An 18966-nucleotide genomic window follows, 5' to 3' on the forward strand; every position below is an offset into this window, starting at 1 on the left:
AGGGTGGAGCGTGACCGATACGCAGACACGGACCCTGCCGCGCGTCATGTCACCGGAGCACATCGGGCAGGACCTGCTGCGATGGCTCACCGACAGCCGCGAGACGTGGGAACCCGCGTTGCGCGACAGTGGCGCCCTGCTGTTTCGCGGCTTCGGGGTGGACAGCCCCGAGGCGCTGCGCAGCTGCATCGAGGCGACTTCCACGGAGTGGGCGAGCTATCGCGAGCGTGCCACCCCGCGGACCGCCGTCGGGGACAACATCTTCACCTCGACGGAGTATCCGGCCAAAGAAGTTATCCCGTTGCACAACGAGAACTCCCACTGCACGTCGTGGCCGCAGAAGCTGTACTTCTGCTGCGTGACGCCGGCCGCCACGGGCGGGGAGACACCGCTCGCCGACTGTCGAGACGTACTCGCCGCGATCCCGGCGGCAATCCGCGACGAGTTCGCCGAGCGGGGATGGCGGTACCGGCGGCACTTCGGGCTCCTCGGATTCAGTTGGCAGGACGTGTTCGGTTCGAGCGAGCGCGATCAGGTGGAGGCCTATTGCCGGGAGAACGCGATGGACGTCGAATGGGGTGCCGACGACTCGCTGACAGTCACCTACGTACGCCCAGCCATCCACGAACACCCGATCACCGGAGAGCAGCTGTGGTTCAACCACGGGCTGTTCTTCAACCCGTTCTCGCTGGATCCCGAAATACGTGAGGTGCTCATCGATTCCGTCGGGGTCGAAGGCCTGCCCTACAACACCACCTACGGCGACGGGGAGACCGTGCCCGAGCCCGTGCTGCAGGAAATCGCCCAGGCGTACCGCGCCCACACCCGAACCTTTCCGTGGCAGCGCGGGGACTTGTTGCTCGTCGACAACATGCTCGTTGCGCACGGGCGCCGGCCGTTCACCGGGGACCGGCGCATCCTGGTCGGCATGGCCGACCCCTGGCCGCCCGACGTCCGGTCCGCGTAAAGCACACGGCGTCAGGCGCATTCAGCCCGCGGATGGTGGCCGATGGCGGTGACGTCGGCGGGATTGACTCTAGGAGCCACAATGCCGGGGGCCCGACCGGCTCAGACGGGTTGTCGAATCGAGGTAACGACGACGGTCCGGCGAGGCGCTCGTCAATAGTGGTATCGGGCTTTGAGGACCTTGACTTCGTCTTCGTCTGCTCGGTACACGAGCCGATGCTCGTCGTCGATCCGCCGGGACCAGTACCCGGAGAGTTCGCCCTTAAATGGTTCTGGCTTTCCAATCCCCTTGAATGGGTCGCGCTGTATTTCTCCGATGAGTCGGGTAATCCGACGGGACAGCACTGTGTGCCTCGAATTCGGGGCCCTCAAAGGCTTCCGCGCCTGGCCAGCCAGACACTTGGGAAGCGAAGATCGGTCTTTTCTGCGAGGGTGTCGTAGTCGTGGTCGTAGTGCAGCACACCAACACTGTGCCGATCCGCGAGCGCGGCGATGATGAGATCGACGGGCGGCAGGCGATGGTGCCCAGCCCGGGCGAGTTGGCGCTGTGCGTCGATCGCACGCCGCTCGACCTCGGTGTCGATGTGCAGCATCGGCAGTGCCATCAACTCGTTCAGCAGTTCACCGTGATCGGTCGCGTTGCGCGCCGAGTACCCGGCTTCGAGCAGGAACGGCAGGCAGACGCCGATCAGGCGCTGCTCGAGCGCGTCGGCGATCTCCTGTGCCCGGCGCTCCGCCAGCGCTGGCGATGCGAGGCGGACGAAAGCTGAATTGTCCAGCAGCAACTCGACGCTCAACCGCGGGCCCATCCGGTGCGACGTGCCATCTTTGCGGCATCGACGTCGACCGGAAGGCTGCGCGACCGTACTCGGTCAGCCAGTCGTCGCCGAAGCTTTGCGTCGCTATCGCGCTCGGAGCGGATCGATGCGAGCTTTACAGCGGCGCCAAGGACGACAAGCTCGCTGAGTTCGACGCGATCCGTGCCCAACTCACGACGAAGTTCGTCCAGGGCCGCCTCTACAGGCGGTGTCTCGGTGATCGCATGACGGCGACGTTTTGTAGGCACAGTACGAGTGTAACACCAGTGCGACACCGAACGAGCGTGGTCGAGATCGGGTCAGCTGTCACCACATGCACGGCACGAGGCGGTAGCGAACCTTCTGCGTGTACTCGCGGTAACCGTCCAACTCCTCGTGGAGCAGCTTTTCTTCGTCGCGGATACGCAAGGCAAGCGCCACAACGCCGGGGATGACGAAGAGGAGACCCCAGTAGGAACCAAGCGCAAGGGGGATACCGATCATCATGATCACGTTGGCGGTGTACATGGGATGCCGCACCAACCCATACAGACCAGTGGACACCACCTGCTGGCCCGACTCGACGCGGACTGTTGCGGACGCGTAGCTGTTCTGAATGATCACCAGCATCGTCACACCGAGTCCGACCGCCACCAAAAGATCTCCGGCCAAACAGATCGCCATCGGTACTGCGGACCACCCGAAGCGGTGGTCAAGCGGGCTGACTATGAACATCGCCGCCAGCGACAACCAGGCAACGCCCATGCTAAGCCGTTGAGCCATCCGGGTCTCCGCCCTTGGCCCACCACGCATTCGGCGTTGCAGCGTCTCGGGTTTCGCGCGCAGCAAGTAAATACTGAACGCCGATGTCGAGCCGACGAACACCACGACGAACACCCACGCCTGCCAGTAGCTGAGCGTGCCGGCAAGCAAAAACAACAGCAAGCTCAACCCGACCAGCCGAAGAAGCGCGAATAGCAACGTCTTAGAGGTAGCGCTCACGCATTATCCTTCCCGCCGCTCGCCATCATTGACGGCACGCTAGCAGGTCAGCTCGCTTACGCCGGCGCGAGCTTTTCGCGCAACAGTTCTGCCAGGCCGCGAATGGTGCCGATGGAGGTGAGGTCGGCGGGGTTGATGCGTATGCCGGTTTCCGATTCGATGCGGGTACGCAGTTCGAGAGCGCCCAGCGAGTCCAGGCCGTACTCGGGTAGCGGACGGTCTGGGTCGATGCTGCGGCGCAGGATCAGGCTGACCTGATCGGAGATCATGCGCCGCAGTCGGGTGGGCCATTCGTCTGGGGGTAGCTCGTCGAGTTCGGCGAGGAATTTGCTTGTGCCCGCGGCGTTTTGACCCGTCGAACGGAACGCTTCGGCGAACGGGCTGCGTTCGGCGAACGCGGCCAACCATGGTGCGCCGGTGACGGGCGCGTAGCCGCTGTACGCGCGGTCGTGGCGCAGCAGCGCCTCCAGCGCGTAGGCGCCCTCCTCGGGAGCGATGGCCATGCCGGCACCGCCCTCCGCCAGGTCGGTGGCGCGCCCGATCTCGGCCCAGGCACCCCAGGCGATCGCGGTCGCCGGCAGGCCCTGAGCCCGGCGCCAGCGGGTGAAGGCGTCCAGCCAGCTGTTGGCCGCGGCGTAGGCGCCCTGCCCCGGCGAGCCCACCAGCGCGGCCGCCGAGGAGAACGAGCAGAACCAGTCCAGCGGCTGCTGGGCGGTGGCGGTGTGCAAGTTCCACGCGCCGTAAACCTTTGGCGCCCAGTCACGTTCGACGAGTTCGTCGGTGATGTTGGTCAGGGTGGCGTCCTCGATCACCGCCGCCAGATGCAGCACACCGCGCACCGGCAGCCCGGTAGCGGTCGCGGCCGCGACCAACCGCTGCGCCGTCTCGGCCTGCGCGATGTCGCCGTTCTCCACCACCACATCGGCACCGAGTGCGCGGATGCGCTCGATGGTGTGCGCCGCCTCGGGTGTGGGCTGCGAGCGCGACGACAACACGATGCGTCCGCAGCCGGACGCGGCCATCTTCTCGGCCAGGAACAAGCCCAGGCCGCCGAGCCCGCCGGTGACGATGTAGGCGCCGTCGCCGCGGAACACCGGCACTTGCGCTGGCGGCACCACCACCCGGCTGTGCCCGGTGTGCGCGATGTCGAGCACCAGTTTCCCGGTGTGTTCGGCGGCGCTCATCACCCGAATAGCCATGGGCGCCTCGGCCAGCGGGTAGTGCGTGCTCTGTGGCATCGGCAACGTGCCGTCGGCGGTGAGCCGGTACACCTTCTCCAGCACTTCGCGCAGCCGGTCCGGGTGGGTGACGGTCATCAGCGCCAGGTCGACGCCGTAGAACGCGAGGTTGCGCCGGAACGGGAAAAGCCCCAGCCGGGTGTCGCCGTAGATGTCGCGCTTGCCGATCTCGATGAACCGGCCCCCGTAGGCCAGCAGTTCCAGGCCCGCGCGTTGCGCGGCGCCGGTGACCGAGTTGAGCACGATATCCACGCCGTAACCCCCGGTATCGCGGCGAATGCCGTCGGCGAACTCCAGGCTCCGCGAGTCGTAAACATGCTCAATCCCCATGTCGCGCAACAATTGCCGGCGCTGCTGGCTGCCCGCGGTGGCGAAGATCTCGGCACCGGCGGCGCGCGCGATCGCGATGGCCGCCTGGCCCACCCCGCCCGTTGCGGAGTGGATCAACACTTTGTCGCCGCCGTTGATGCGGGCCAGATCGTGCAGGCCGTACCAGGCGGTGGCGTGCGCGGTGGTCACCGCCGCCGCCTGGGCGTCGGATAGCCGGGCGGGCAGCGGTACGGCCAGGCGCGCGTCGCAGGTGACGAAGGTGCCCCAGCAGCCGTCGGGGGACAGACCCCCGACATGGTCGCCCACCTTGTGGTCGGTCACGTCCGGCCCGACCGCCGTCACCACCCCGGCGAAGTCGGTGCCCAGCTGCGGCAAATGCCCCTCGATGGCGGGGTAGCGGCCGAACGCCACCAGCACGTCGGCGAAGTTGATGCTCGAGCAGTTGACCGCGACCTCGATCTTCCCGGGGCCAGGCGGAACCCGGTCGCGCGCAACGAGTTCCATCGATTCCAGATCGCCGGGCGTGCGGATCTGCAAATGCATTGCGTCGCTTTCGTGGTTGGCGACGGTGGTTTTGCGGTCCTCGGGCAGCAGCGGAGCCGCGGACAACCGCGCCGTGTACCACGCGCCGTTGCGCCAGGCGGTTTCGTCCTCGTCGGAGTCGACCAGCAGTTGGCGTGCCAACTGCTCGGCGTCGACGGCGTCGTCCACGTCGATCTGGCTGGCGCGCAAGTGCGGATGCTCGGTGCCGATCACCCGCATCAAACCGCGCAGCCCGGCCTGCTCCAGGTTGGGCTGGTCGCCGGCCAGCACCACTTGCGCGTTGCGGGTCACCAGGTAGACCCGCGGCGACTCGCCGGGAGCCTCCGGCAGTTCGCGGGCGATCCGCACCAGATGCTGTACATACTCGCGGCCCAGCTGCGGGGAGTGGTCCAAGGCGTCACCGTTTTTCGGTCCCGTCAGGATCACCACGCCGGTGAAGCCACCGGGACTCAACTGGTTTTCCAGCTGTTTGCGGTTGGATTCATGGTCGGCATGCGGCGGCCAGCACATCGTGGTGCATTGCGCACCAAGGTTTTTCAGGGCATCGGTCAACCTGGTGGCCACCACGTCGGCGGTGGCAGTGGTGCTGATCAGCAGCCAGCTGCTGGCATGGTCCTGGTCGGCCTCGGGCAACTCGCGGAGCCGCCATTCCAGGCTCAGCAGCCGCTCGTTCAAAGTCCGTTCTTTCTGGGCGCTTCCCGAGACCCGGGCACCCCATCGCGCCCCCTGCAGGGTGAGAAGGACTGCGCCGTTTTCGTCGAGCAGTTCGAAGTCGGCCTCGACGCCGGTCGAATCGGCTTTGTTCACGCGGGTGTAGCAGTAGCGGGCATTGCGAACCGGACCGTAGACGCGTATCCGCCGGGCACCTTGCGGCAATCCCAGCACTTCTTCGCTCAGAGCCTTGACCCCCGGGTGCGACTCGATGCACTGGAAGCAGGTGTCCAGCAGTGCCGGGTGCACGCCGTATGCGTCTTGCTGCGAACGGATTTGACGCGGCAGCGCGACTTCCGCGAGCACGGTGTCGGCCCCCTCGTCGCCGGTGTGCACGACGCCCAGAGCGGCGAACGCGGGACCGAACTGAACACCACGCTGGTCCAGACGCGCGCGCACGTCGGCGCCGTCTTCGCGACCAGGGTGCGCGGCAAGCAGCGCCGGGATATCCCGCGCGGGCGGCTGCTCGTCGTCAACGGCATGCAGGGCCGCGGTGGCGTGTCGCACCTGTTGACCGCCGGGGTTCGTCTCCACGGTGAAGTCGAGCACGCCCGGCGACGAAACCGACGCCGAGGCGCCGACCGTGGTCTGCTCGTCCAGCCGCAGCGCCGCCTCGAAGCGGATGTCGCGGACCTCTGCGGCCTCGCCCAGCACCTCGCGCGCGGCCGCCAGCGCCATCTCGCAGTACGCGGCGCCCGGCATTACCGCGATATCGCGGATCCGGTGATCGCCCAGCCATGGCTGGGCGCCGGTACCGACCTCGCCTTGCCACACGTGGCGCTCCGGCTCCTCGTGCAGGCGCACGTGCGGACCCAGTAGCGGATGCACGGAAACAGTGCAGCCGCCGTGTATTTGGGTTTCCTGACCGTCGCGGCTCCACATCAGCGGACGGTGCGTCCAGGTCGGCAGCGGCGCGTCCACCAGGCGCCCACCGGGATACAGCACCGAAAAGTCCACTGCGGCACCAGCACTGTGCAGGTCGGCCACGAAGCTGCGCAGGCCGTGCGGCAGCGTCTGCTCGCGGCGCATACCGGCGAGCGCGGCCAGCGGCATGTCGAGGCTTTGGGCGGTCTGCTGGAGAGCGTGGGTCAGCAGGGGGTGCGGCGCCACCTCGGCGAAGACCCGGTAGCCGTCCTCCAAAGCGGCCTGTACAGCCGCCGAGAACCGCACCATGCGGCGCATGTTGCTGGCCCAGTAGCGGGCATCGCAGACCGGTTCTTCTCGCGGGTCGAACAGGGTCGCGGAGTAGAACGGAACTTCCGGGGTCATGGGGTTGAGGTCTGCCAGTGCCTGGGTCAGATCATCGAGGATCGGGTCGACTTGCGGCGAGTGGAAGGCGACGTCGGTGGGGACCTCGCGGGCCATCACATCACGCTGCTCCCAGGCCGCGACCAGGTCGCGAACCGTCTGTGCGGCACCGGCGATCACCGTCGACTGCGGCGAGGCCACGATCGCCACCACGACGTCGTTGATGCCGCGGGCCGTGAGCTCCGAAAGTACTTGCTGGGCAGGCAGTTCCACCGTTGCAGTGGCTCCGGTGCCGGCGACGCGGGACATCAGCTGCGAGCGGCGGCAGATCACCTTGAGCCCGTCTTCCAACGACAGCGCGCCCGCGGCCACCGCGGCCGCGGCCTCGCCGAGCGAGTGCCCGATGACCGCGCCCGGACGCACCCCGTAGGCCCTCAGCGTCGCGGCCAGCGCGACCTGCATGGTGAACAGCGTCGGCTGGATCCGCTCTTGGTTGGTCACCACCTGCGGCGCCGAGATCGCTTCGGTCACCGAAAATCCCGACTCGCGGGCAATCACCGGCTCGGCCTCCGCGACGGTGGCGGCAAACACCGGTTCGTCGGCCAGCAGCTGCGTGCCCATGCCCGCCCACTGCGAACCCTGCCCGGAAAACACCCACACCGCTCCGCGGTTGTCTTGTCCGACCGCGGGCTGATACGGCGTGTCGCCGTCGGCGACCTCGCGCAACGCCTGGGTGAGTTCGGTGCGGCTGCTCGCAATGACGGTGGTGCGCACCGGGCGATGCGCGCGCCGGCGTGCCAATGTGTAGGCCAGGTCCGGCAACGCGATGTCTTGGTGGGCTTGCAGCCAATCGGCCAGCCGGCCTGCGGTGCGGCGTAGTTCGTCGGCCGAGGTGGACGACAGCGGGAACAACAGCGGTTCGGTTGCACCTTGGGCGTGCCCGTTTTGCGCTGCGGTTTCGCGCGGCTCGGGGGGTTGCTCCACGATGGCATGGGCGTTGGTGCCCGAGAATCCATACGCCGACACAGCCGCCCGCCGGGGCACCCCGCCGTTGCGTGGCCACGGCGTATTCTCCTGCGGCACAAAAAGGTTGGTGTCTATTTGAGTGAGCTCGTCGGGCAGCTGAGTGAAGTGCAGATTGCGTGGAATAACGCCGTGCTGCAGGGCGAGGACGGTCTTGATCAACCCCAGCGTCCCGGCCGTGGACTGGTTGTGGCCGAAGTTGGTCTTCGCCGCGCCCAGCGCGCAGGGTCCGTCGATGCCGTAAACCTCAGCCAGGCTGGCGAATTCAACCGGGTCACCGGTGGGGGTGCCGGTGCCGTGGGTCTCCACCATGGCCACGCTGCCCGCATTCACGTTCGCGACAGCCAACGCGGCCCGATAGGCCGCGGCTTGGGCCGCGCGCGACGGCGCAGTGATGGTCGCCGTGCGGCCGTCGTTGTTCAGGGCCGTGCCGCGCACCACCGCCAAGATCCGGTCGCCGTCGCGCAGCGCATCCGGCAGCCGCTTGAGCACCACCACGGCAGTGCCCTCGCCCGGCACAAACCCGTCGGCGGTGACGTCGAACGCGTGGCAGCGCCCGGTCGGCGACAGCATGCCGCCGGCCGACCCCGCGGAGAACTTTCGCGGATCCAGCGCCACCGCCGAACCGCCCGCCAGGGCAAGGTCGCATTCGCCGTCGTGCAGGCTGCGGCACGCCATGTGCACGGTGACCAGGCCGGCCGAGCAGGCTGTGTCCACCGTCAGTGCGGGACCGTGCAATCCCAGGGCATAGGAGATTCGCCCGGAGGCCATGCAGTAGCCGTTGCCCAGGAACCCGTAGGGACCCTCCAGTGCGTGGGCGTCGGCGGCCAGCAGCTGGTAGTCGTTATGCCCCAACGCCACGTACACGCCGGTGCGGGAGCCGGCCAGCTTTGCCGGGTTGAGCCCTGCGTGCTCGACTGCCTCCCACGATGTTTCCAGCAGCAACCGGTGCTGCGGGTCGATCGCGGTGGCCTCCGCCTCGCTGATCCCGAAGAAGTCGGCGTCGAAGCCGGCAACGTCGTCGAGGAACGCGCCCCATTTCGAGACCGAGCGGCCCGGTACCCCTGGCTCGGGGTCGTAGTGTTCGTCGACGTCCCAGCGGTCCGGGGGAACCTCGGTGACCAGGTCGTCGCCGCGCAGCAATGCCTCCCACAACAGCTCGGGGGAGTCGATGCCGCCGGGAAGCCGGCACGCCATGCCGATGATGGCAACCGGAGTGACCGTCGTGGTGCTCATCGTGGGGGAAGAGTCCGCCGCTTCGCGTGCACCGTCATCGATCGCTCCGTACGAAACCATTCCGCCTCCTGCAACGACTGGGTGGCTTGGTCCGCCGCATGGCTCAGGCCGTGGCGTTCCTCGACCCCCCGGGGTGCCAAACGTCATGTGTCAACTGATGTCGTTACCCGCGTCACGGGCTTTCATACACGTCAGCGACGGCAGTCGCGACGCTATTACGCACCTGCCGAAGATGTGGGTGTTCGACCGAACCGTTATCCAGCCGTGATGTTTGCTCAGGTAGGCCGAATTCCAGGTCATGCCCTAGACGGTGCGAGTCAGGCGGTCGGCGAGTAGTGCGGCGAACTTTGCCGGGTCCTCGGGTATGTCGCCTTCGGCGAGAAGGGCGGCGCCGTAGAGCAATTCGGCGGTCTGGGCCAGTGAGGGATCCTCCCCGCCGCGCTCCTTGTGGGCTTGCTGCAGACCGGTGACCAGCGGATGGTGGGGATTGAGTTCCAGAATGCGTTTGCTGGCCGGTACCACTTGCCCGGAGGCCCGGTAGAGGCGGGCGAGCGCCGGGGTGATGCCGAAGGCGTCGGTGATCAGGCAGGCCGGCGACTCGGTCAGCCGGGTGGACAGCCGCACCTGTTTGACGTGATCACTGAGGGTCTCGGTCAGCCAGGCCAGCAGGCCGGCGAACTCCTTTTCCTGCTCTTCGCGCTCGGCCTCGCTCTTTTCGTCCTCGGAGTCGAGGTCGACCTCGCCCTTGGCCACCGATTGCAGCGGTTTGCCGTCGAATTCGGTCACCGACCCGACCCACAGCTCGTCGACGGGGTCGGTGAGCAGCAGCACCTCGTAGCCCTTGGCCTTGAACGCCTCCAGGTGCGGCGACTTCAGAAGTTGGTCACGCGACGTGCCGGTGGCGTAGAAGATTTGCTCCTGACCGTCCTTCATGCGCTCGACGTACTCGGTCAGGGTGGTCGGTTGCTCGTCGCTGTGGGTGGAGGCGAACGACGAGATGCGCAGCACCGTGTCCTGGTTGTCGTAGTCGGACATCAGGCCCTCTTTGAGCACCCGGCCGAACTGGGTCCACAGCGTGCGGTAGTCGTCGGGCCGCTGGGACTGGATGTCCTGGACTGCAGAGAGGACCTTCTTGGTGAGCCGGCGACGAATCGCGGCGATCTGCCGGTCCTGCTGCAGGATTTCGCGGGAAACGTTGAGCGACAAGTCCTGTGCGTCGACGACGCCCTTGACGAAGCGCAGATAGTGCGGCAGCAGCTGGTCGCAGTCGCCCATCACGAAGACCCGCTTGACGTACAGCTGCACCCCGACCTTGGCGTCGCGGTTGAACAGGTCGAACGGGGCGTGGGTGGGGATGAACAACAGCGCCTGGTATTCGAAGGTGCCCTCGGCCTTCATCGCGATGACCTCCAGCGGGTCATCCCAGGCATGCGCGATGTGCTTGTAGAACTCCTTGTACTCCTCCTCGGAGACCTCGTCCTTGGACTTCGCCCACAGCGCCTTCATCGAGTTGAGCGTCTGGGTCTCGATCGTGACCTGCTCTTCACCGCCCTCTTCGGTGGCGGGGGTGCGCTTCTCCACCTCCATCCGGATGGGCCAGGCGATGAAGTCGGAGTACTTCTTGACCAGCTCCTTGATCTTCCATTCCGAGGTGTAGTCGTGCAGGCCATCCTCGGCGTCCTCGGGCTTGAGGTGCAGCGTCACCGACGTCCCCTGCGGGGCGTCCTCGACGGATTCGATGCTGTAGGTGCCGTCACCGCTCGACACCCACCGGGTGGCCGCGCTTTCGCCGGCCTTGCGGGTGAGCAGCTCGACCTTGTCGGCAACCATGAATGTCGAGTAGAAGCCGATTCCGAACTGGCCGATCAGCTCCTCGGAGGCGGCGGCGTTTTTCGCCTCACGCAGCTTCTGGCGCAGCTCGGCGGTGCCGGATTTGGCCAGGGTGCCGATCAGGTCCACCACCTCGTCGCGCGTCATACCAATGCCGTTGTCGCGCACGGTCAGGGTGCGCGCTGGCTTGTCGGTCTCGATCTCGATGTGAAGATCGGACGTGTCGACATCGAGGTCCTTGTTGCGCAGCGCTTCTAGCCGCAGCTTGTCCAGCGCGTCTGAGGCGTTGGAGATCAACTCCCGCAGAAACGAGTCCTTGTTGGAGTACACCGAGTGGACCAGCAGATCCAGCAGCTGGCGTGCTTCGGCCTGAAACTCCAACTGCTCCACGTGTGCAGTCATCTGACTTCCGTTCTACAACACAATCTTCCGCTACCGGATACCGCAAAAATAATACCGGGGACGTCGCGGCACTGGGCGCCTGACCTGGAGAGCCGTCTGCGTCTGCGCCGAATGGTCGTCAACTTAGATGAACTTTTCGACCGTACGGCGGCAACGGTCGCGGTAACGTGACGGCCGTGGTGGACACCATTTTGGACTTGCTGCGCGAGCGCGCCGGTCTGCAGGCCGATGACACGGCAGTGACCTATATCGACTACGAGCAGGATTGGTCCGGGGTTGAGCAGAGCCTGACGTGGGCGCAGCTGTACCGGCGGACCCGCAATCTTGCGCGGGAACTCGAATCTCGCGGGTCGACGGGTGACCGCGCACTCGTCGTTGCACCGCAGGGTCTCGAGTACATCGTCGCGTTTCTCGGCGCGTTAGAGGCGGGACAGATCGCGGTTCCACTGTCGGTTCCACTGGGCGGCGTCAGCGACGAGCGGGTGAGTTCGGTGCTGCGCGACGCGTCGCCGTCGGTGATTCTCACGACGTCCGCAATCGCAGGCACCGTGACCCAGTACGTCGAGTCGGAGTCCGGCGAATGCGCTGCGTCGATTGTCGAAGTCGACTCGCTGGACCTGGACGCCCGCGGCTCGTCCGGCCCCGGCCTCGAAAACCACCCGGGCACAGCGTATTTGCAATACACGTCCGGGTCGACCCGTACGCCGGCGGGCGTCGTGATGTCGCACCGCAACATCCTGGCCAATTTCGAACAGATTATGGCCGCCTACTTTCCGCAATACGGAGGAGTGCCCCCAGCGGACACCACGATTGTGTCCTGGCTGCCCTTCTATCACGACATGGGCTTGTACCTGGGAATTTGCGCGCCGATCATGACCGGGAAGCCCGCTGTGCTGATGAGCCCGGTGGCCTTTTTGCAGCGGCCGGCCCGGTGGATGCAGTTGATGGCAAGCAACTCTCGCGCGTATTCGGCCGCGCCGAACTTCGCGTTCGAGCTGGCGGCGCGCAAGACGTCGGACGAGGACATGGCCGGGTTCGATCTCTCCGACGTGCTCGTCATCGCCACCGGCAGTGAACGGGTACACCCGGCGACGCTGCGGCGGTTCACTCAACGGTTCGCCAAGTTCAACCTGCGGGACGAGGTGATCCGGCCGTCGTACGGGCTCGCGGAGGCAACGGTGTACGTGGCGACGCCCACGGCTACCGAGCCGGCGACCATTGTGCGGTTCGAATCCGAGAAGCTGACCGCCGGAAAGGCGGAGCGATGCGAAAGTGGGGGCGGCACACCGCTGGTCAGCTACGGGGTGCCGGATGCGCCGATGGTTCGCATCGTCGATCCCGACACCCGTGTCGAGTGTCCGGCGGGAACGGTCGGTGAAATCTGGGTGCACGGCGCCAACGTGGCGATGGGCTACTGGCAGAAACCGCAGGAGACCGAAAGCACGTTCGGTGCAAGGCTTGTCGCTCCCTCGGAGGGCACGCCCGAGGCGCCCTGGCTGCGGACCGGCGACTCGGGATTCCTTTTCGACGACGAGCTGTTCATCATCGGCCGCATCAAGGACCTTCTGATCGTCTACGGGCGTAACCACTCTCCCGACGACATCGAAGCGACTGTCCAGGAGATCAGCGGGGGCCGCTGCGCGGCGATCGCGGTTCCGGACGAGCACACCGAAAAGCTGGTGGTGATCATCGAGACCAAGAAGCGGGGCGACTCGGAGGAGGAAGCGGCGGCCAAGCTTGCTGCCGTCAAGGGTGAAGTCACCTCGGCGATCTCCAATGTCCACGGTCTGGCCGTCGCGGATCTGGTTCTGGTGCCGCCCGGTTCGATACCGATCACCACCAGCGGCAAGGTCCGGCGGGCGAGTTGTGTTGAGCAGTATCGGCAGGGTCAGTTCGCCCGGGTGGACGCCTAGAATCACCCGCCTCGGGCTTCGATCATCGCCGAGCGGTTGATTTTGGTGGCCGCGGTGCGGGGTATCTGGTCGACGAACTCGACCGTCTTGGGCACCTTGTAGGCGGCGAGCCGGGTTTTCGCGAAGTCGATCACCTGCTGCTCGGACAGCGGCGCGGTGGCTTGCACGACGGCGTGCACCCGTCGGCCCCACTGCGGATCGGAGAGCCCGATCACGACGACGTCGGCGATCTGGTCATGTTCGGCGAGTGCGCATTCCACTTCTGCCGGAAAGACATTGGCGCCGCCGGTGATGATCATGTCGGCGCGGCGGTCGGCGACGTAGAGGTAGCCGTCGGCGTCAAGGTGGCCGATGTCGCCGGCGGACCGGAACCCGTCGGGTGTCGACGGCAGCGGCGGCGCCCCGCCCAGGTAGCGGTAGCCGGCGCTCATCGGCGCCCGGAGGTAGATCTCGCCGAGCTCGCCGGGCGGCAGCGTATTGCCCTGCGGGTCGAGGATCCGGATCTCGGTGTCCCGGAAGCCGCGACCGACACTGCCGGGGTGGGCCAGCCACTCGTCGCCGCGCAGCGCGGTGAGCCCGAGGTTCTCGGTCATCCCGTAGGCCATCACGATCTGTTCGGGGGACAGCAGGTGAAACCAGGTATGCATCAGCGCGTGCGGCATCACCGCGGCGCCCGCCAGGATCCACACCACGCTGGACAGGTCGCGGGTTTTTATGCCGGGCAGCGCGGCGATGCGGCTCAGCATCGTCGGTGTGGCGGTGAAGTTGGTGATCCGATAGCGTTCGATCGCGTCGACAACCATTGCGGCGTCGAACTTTTCCAAGACCACCAGCCGGTCGCCGCCCAACAGGTTGTTCAGCGGGGCGAAGCCGTTGGTGTGGTACATCGGCCCGGGCACCAGGATGGTCTGCGGCAGGTCCACCGAAGTCCAGGCCGCCAGAAACGGTGTGGACAGCAGCGGCGTCCACAGCGCCGGCGCCAGGTTCAGGATCACTTTGGGCAGGCCGGTCGACCCGCTGCTGCAGATGCCGTTGACGGTGGGGGAAACGACGGCGGGCAGCGGCTCGTCGGATTGGTCTTTGGCTTTGGACGCCAACTTCTCCCGGCTTTGTTCGTCGACAACGACGGCCGCGTCGATCACGCCGAGCACGCGGGAGCGTTCCCAGTCGGGCAGATCCCAGCGCATCGGGACGGGGACTGCGCCGAGCTTCCAACAGCCCAGTGCGGCCAGGACCAGTTCCTGGGAATTCGGAATGGCCAGCGCGACAAGCGAACCGGCATCGGCACCGGCGTCTGCCAGCGCGCGACCCCACTGGTTGGCCCGAGTATCGAGCTCGGCGAAGCTCAACGTGCGCGCGGCGCCGTCGGACGCCAGCGTGGTCACGGCCGGCGCCTCGCCGAGTTCCTGCGCGAGCTGCTGGAGCCGCAGCCCGAACGGCACTCCTTCTTCCTGGCTCATGCTGGCACTGTAAACAGCGTTTCCAGGTCGCCGCTGCGCACGTCGGGGATCAGCCGCAGCGCAAGCACTTCGGTGCTCACTGGCAACCGGATGAGCGGCTGGGTGTGCCGGTCGAGCACGCTGACGTCGGACTCATCGCAGAACCCCAGCGCGCCGAGCAGTTGGTGCGATGTGCGCAGCAAGTGGCGTGCGGTGTCGGCGGCCTTGAGCCGTAGCATCGTTGCATCCGCCGAGCGTACCTGTGCCGGCACCGAATTGACCCGCCAGATCGTGTATTTGGCGAGCTCCTCGAGTCCCCGCGCGGCGACCGACGCGTCCGCGACCGCGAACCGGACGGCCTGGAAGTCGGCCAGCGGCTTGCCGAACTGGATACGGCTGCGGACGTGCTCGCAGGTGATCTCCAGCAGCCGCTCCACGGCGCCGAGGATCCGCCACGACCCGAGCACCAGGTGCAGGTCGACGTCGGCGGTCGGCACGGTGCCGTCGGGCTCGCCGAGTGTGGCCGGCACCAGAAACGGGCCGAGCTTGGCGTTGGTGCGCGACGACGGCTGCGGCCGGTAGCGGGTTCCGTCCAGGTCCGCAGCGAGCCACTCGCCGGGCAGATCGCCGTGGTCGATCCGCGGCGCCTCGGGGTTGACCAGCGCCAGCCGGGCGCCGTCGACGGCCAGCAGCTCCTCGACCAGCGGGTAGGGCAGCGCGGCGGCGCCGGCCGCCCGGCACAACACCGCGGCGGCCAGCAGGTCGTCGGGTCCGGAGCGGACGTCGAGGTCGAATGCGCCGACGTCGGCCAGTGCTTTTCGCGCGTGGCGGCGGACGTCGTCGTCGGTCTCGGCGCGCAACGCCGCCTGCGGCCCGCCGAACCTTGTCAGCCGCTTGGCCGCGACGGCGGCAAACTCTTGAATGTCTTCCGGCAGAGCAGTATTCATCGATGTTCTCCCAGTACCTCGCGTGCGACGAGCATGCGCTGCACTTCGATGGTGCCCGACGCGACGGTGGCCGCCTGGGCATAGCGCCAATGGTCCTCGGCGGCGCCGTGCAGCGGCGCTGTGGTGCCGCTGTCCAAAGCCGTCGGCCCCAGCACGTCGAACAACAGCTCGGCAACCTGCTGGTCGCAGGTGGTGGTGGCGATGCGGGCGGCGCTGGCGGCTGGACCGGCCGCGGGATCGTCCTGCAGCGACACCGCCCGATAGGCCAGCAGCCGGGCAACCCGCAGGTCGATCAACGCTTTGACCCAGCGCGCGCGGATGGATTCGGGCAGCCGGTCCCAGTCGTCGCCGAGTTCGGTCTGCATGCGCATGAGCAGCGATTCGCACCTGGCATACCGCGCGATGCCCACCCGCTCGAACGCGAGCGCCTCGCGCATCACCCGCCAGCCGTCGCCGACCTCGCCCAGCACGTCCTCGGGGGATACGCGGACGTCGTCGAGGAAGACTTCGTTGAGGTGGTGGGGCCCGAGCATGGAGCGGATTGGTCGCACAGTGATCCCGGGCCGGTCCATCGGCACCAGGAAAAGGGTGAGCCGCTTCGGTTTCGGCGCGTCGGGGTCGGTGCATGCCGCCAGCACGCACCACGACGCCATCTGCGCGTACGACGTCCACACCTTTTGCCCGGTGACCCGCCAGCCGTCGCCGTCGGGCACCGCGCGGGTACGCAGCGACGCCAGGTCAGTTCCGGCCTCGGGTTCGGAAAAGCCTTGGCACCAGATCACTTCGCCGGCGGCGATCGCCGAGAGATGGCGTTGCTTTTGCTCCGGCGTCCCGTAACGCATGAGGGCGGGCCCGACCCAGTTGATGCCCATGTACTGCGCGCCGCGCGGCTCGTGGTGGGCCCACATTTCCTCGCGCAGCACGGTCTGCTGCCAGATCGAACCACCGCCGCCGCCATGCTCTTTCGGCCAGGCCAGGGCCAGCAACCCGTCGGAGGCCAGCAGCTTGCAGAACGACTCGGTGGTCGCCAGATCGCGCGGGTCGTCGGTGCAGGCACCCAGAAAGCCTTCGGGGATGTGCGTAGCGATCAAGTCCCGCAGGCGTTGTCGCAGTGAGACAGCGTCGGGGCCGAGGTCGTAATCCATTCGTCATCCCTTCGGCAGTCCGAGCAGCCGCTCGGCGATGATGTTGCGCTGGATTTCGGAGGTGCCGCCGTAGATCGTCGCCGCCAGCGCGTCCTGGCGTTCGAAGAGCAGGTCGGGGTCGGTGCTCGAGGCGGGACCGGCGGCCGCCGCGCTCAATTCCCAAACACGTTGCAGGGTAACCGATCCGAGCAGCTTGAGGATGTCGGCTTCCGGGCTGGGCCGGTTTTCCAGCTCGTTGTGCAGCGCACGGTAGCCGGTGGCGCGCAAGGCCTCGGCGTCGGCGAGCAGCGACCCGAGCTCAACCAAGTCGGGCGCTTTCTGCGCGAGCGTGAACTGGAGGCCGCGCTGGATCTCCACCCAGTTCATGATCCAGATCATCTGGCGCTCGTGATGCAGCGACGCCAGCGCGACATCCCACCCGCCGTTGCACGGGCCCAGCAGGTTGGCGACCGGAACCTCGACGTCGTCGAGGAATACCTCGCAGAACGTCTCGTCGGACACCGACGCCATCCGGATGGGCTCGATCCGAACGCCGGGTGACTGCAGGTCGAGGATCAGACACGAGATCCCGCGATGCTTGGGGGCTTGCGGGTCGGTGCGGGCATACAGCGTGCACCACCGCGACAGGTGTGCCTGGGTGGTCCAGATCTTGTGGCCGTTGACCCGGAACACGTCACCGTCACGCTCGGCGCGGGTGCGCAATCCGGCGAAGTCCGAACCGGCTTCCGGCTCCGACATTCCCAGCGCCCACCACTCGTCACCGCGCAGCAGCGGAACCAGCAACCGCTCGATCTGCTCGGGCGTCCCGAACTGGCGAATGGCCGGGGCCGCGACGTTGGGGCCGGCGATGTTGGGCAGTTTGGGCGCCGAGCGCATGGCGGCCTCGAGCCGGATCTCCATGGCGTCGCGAAGGCCCAGCGAGCGGCCGCCGTGTTCGCGCGGCCAGGTCGGCTGCAGCCAGCCGGCCTCAAAACATGCCCGCTGATAGTCGCGGCGCAGCCCCAGGTCCCAGCGGTATTCGCGATACCCGGTGTAGTAGTCGTCGGGCAGGAAATCCGTCAACCACGCGCCGAACTCGGCGACCACGTCACTCATGCGGCGCCTCCTGCGAATCGGCGGCCCACCTGGTGGTAGAGCGCGCGGCTGTCGCCCAGCGCGGCGGCACCCTGCCAGGCGTGCCGCAGATACAAATGGATGTCGTGCTCCCAGGTCTGCGCGAGTGCGCCGTGCACCTGGACCGCGTTGCGACAGCAGCCGACCGCCGCGTCGCCGGCGGCTGCTTTGGCCAGCGCGGCGGCGGTCCAGGAGTCGGGGCGGGCGGCGGCCGCATAGGTGAGGCTTCGGGCTCGCTCCAGGGCGACGTAGTTGTCGGCCAGCGCGTGCTTGACACCCTGGAACGCGCCGATCGGCTTGCCGAACTGCTGCCGGGATTTCGCGTGCTCGACGGAACGAGACAACGCGGCGCTGGCCACGCCGACCAGGTCGGCGGCCGCAGCGAGAAGCGGTGTAGCTAAAGCGGTTTCGACGTCCACCACCGCGACGGCCAGTGGTGTGGTGTCGATGTCCACGTCTGCGACGGGCTGGGCGGGATCGGTGCACTCGCCCGGCGTGACGGCGACGCCGTCACCGATGCGCGCCACCGCGGCCACCACGCCGTCAGTCGTGTCGGCCAACGTGACGAGCAGCTCTGCGCTGGAAGCCCACGGCACGGCGACCGCACGGCCGCGCAGGCGTCCATCGCGCAGCGTCATCGGCACACCGGGCAGCCGATGCCCGGGCGGATGTACGGCCAGGGTGGCGACGACGCCGCCGCTGATGTCGCGCAGCACGTCGTCGAGACCGGCAGCACGCAGCACGCCCCCGGCGAGGCCGACGCATGCCAGCAGCGGGATCGGCGCAATGGCCGCACCGCACTCTTCCAGCACCACGACCAAGTCGAGGCGGCCGAAGTCGGAGTCGGGGGCCGCGAGTTCGGTCCAGCCGAGGTCGACGACCGTCTTCCACACAGTGCGCCAGCACTCCGGATCGATCATCGCCTGCCGCGCGACGCCCGGTGGACACTCGGCGCGCAGCACGTCGCGCACGCTGTCGCGCAGCGCCAGCTGCCCGGAACTCAGACCCACTTCCATAACAGGCCTAACATAGCAAAGATAGCAATACTAGGCACCAGCAGCGGGCCGCTACGTATGGTGGTCA

11 protein-coding genes and 2 pseudogenes are annotated in these 18966 nt (G+C 67.3%); 2 read left to right on the forward strand and 11 right to left on the reverse strand.

Annotated elements, in window-relative coordinates; genetic code table 11:
• The first annotated feature begins 10 nt into the window (after positions 1-10).
• Positions 11-967: a TauD/TfdA family dioxygenase gene (locus tag G6N47_RS16275; RefSeq protein WP_083134351.1), complete on the forward strand. Its 957-nt coding sequence runs from the start codon at positions 11-13 to the stop codon at positions 965-967.
• A 152-nt stretch (positions 968-1119) separates the two neighbouring features.
• Here the strand turns inward: G6N47_RS16275 and G6N47_RS16280 are convergent.
• The 5 genes and pseudogenes from G6N47_RS16280 to htpG all read right to left on the reverse strand — a co-directional run.
• Positions 1120-1305, reverse strand: a pseudogene (locus G6N47_RS16280) (Txe/YoeB family addiction module toxin); the annotation flags it as partial.
• Between the two features lie 29 nt (positions 1306-1334).
• Positions 1335-1763: a PIN domain-containing protein gene (locus G6N47_RS16285; RefSeq protein ID WP_179966387.1), complete on the reverse strand. Its 429-nt coding sequence runs from the start codon at positions 1761-1763 to the stop codon at positions 1335-1337.
• Between the two features lie 327 nt (positions 1764-2090).
• Complete coding sequence (locus tag G6N47_RS16290; RefSeq protein WP_083134349.1) at positions 2091-2765, reverse strand: methyltransferase family protein; 675 nt, start codon at positions 2763-2765, stop codon at positions 2091-2093.
• A 56-nt stretch (positions 2766-2821) separates the two neighbouring features.
• Entirely contained in the window at positions 2822-9094 is a 6273-nt protein-coding gene (pks2, locus tag G6N47_RS16295; protein ID WP_232080350.1) for a sulfolipid-1 biosynthesis phthioceranic/hydroxyphthioceranic acid synthase, read from the reverse strand.
• Positions 9095-9397: 303 nt separating this feature from the next.
• Entirely contained in the window at positions 9398-11326 is a 1929-nt protein-coding gene (htpG, locus tag G6N47_RS16300; protein WP_083134347.1) for a molecular chaperone HtpG, read from the reverse strand.
• A gap of 176 nt (positions 11327-11502) precedes the next feature.
• Between htpG and G6N47_RS16305 the strand changes: the two genes are divergently transcribed.
• Positions 11503-13239 carry an AMP-binding protein gene (locus G6N47_RS16305; protein ID WP_083134356.1) on the forward strand — a complete coding sequence of 579 codons (1737 nt, stop codon included), beginning with the start codon at positions 11503-11505 and terminating at the stop codon, positions 13237-13239.
• Positions 13240-13241: 2 nt separating this feature from the next.
• On the opposite strand, the gene G6N47_RS16310 is transcribed toward G6N47_RS16305, so the two are convergent.
• The 6 genes and pseudogenes from G6N47_RS16310 to G6N47_RS16330 all read right to left on the reverse strand — a co-directional run bounded on the left by G6N47_RS16310 (position 13242) and on the right by G6N47_RS16330 (position 18899).
• Positions 13242-14699, reverse strand: a complete 1458-nt coding sequence (locus G6N47_RS16310) for a class I adenylate-forming enzyme family protein (RefSeq protein WP_083134346.1) — start codon at positions 14697-14699, stop codon at positions 13242-13244.
• Positions 14696-15625 (reverse strand): acyl-CoA dehydrogenase family protein, encoded by a 930-nt coding sequence (locus G6N47_RS16315; protein WP_083134345.1) that lies wholly within the window; start codon positions 15623-15625, stop codon positions 14696-14698. The genes G6N47_RS16310 and G6N47_RS16315 overlap by 4 nt, the downstream gene beginning before the upstream one ends.
• Positions 15622-16770 (reverse strand): acyl-CoA dehydrogenase family protein, encoded by a 1149-nt coding sequence (locus tag G6N47_RS16320; protein WP_083134344.1) that lies wholly within the window; start codon positions 16768-16770, stop codon positions 15622-15624. Before G6N47_RS16320 ends, G6N47_RS16315 begins: the two co-directional genes overlap by 4 nt.
• Positions 16771-16773: 3 nt before the next feature.
• A complete protein-coding gene (locus G6N47_RS30335) occupies positions 16774-17211 on the reverse strand; it encodes an acyl-CoA dehydrogenase family protein (protein ID WP_408633080.1) in 438 nt (145 codons plus the stop codon).
• A 30-nt stretch (positions 17212-17241) separates the two neighbouring features.
• Positions 17242-17865: pseudogene (locus G6N47_RS30340) on the reverse strand (acyl-CoA dehydrogenase family protein); the annotation flags it as partial.
• The gene (locus G6N47_RS16330) at positions 17862-18899 is read right to left on the reverse strand and encodes an acyl-CoA dehydrogenase family protein (RefSeq protein WP_083134342.1); all 1038 of its coding nucleotides are present in this window, start codon (positions 18897-18899) and stop codon (positions 17862-17864) included. The gene G6N47_RS16330 and the pseudogene G6N47_RS30340, both read right to left, overlap by 4 nt.
• Positions 18900-18966: the final 67 nt, after the last annotated feature.

The sequence above is a fragment of the Mycobacterium branderi genome (assembly GCF_010728725.1).
GTDB classification, from domain to species: domain Bacteria; phylum Actinomycetota; class Actinomycetes; order Mycobacteriales; family Mycobacteriaceae; genus Mycobacterium; species Mycobacterium branderi.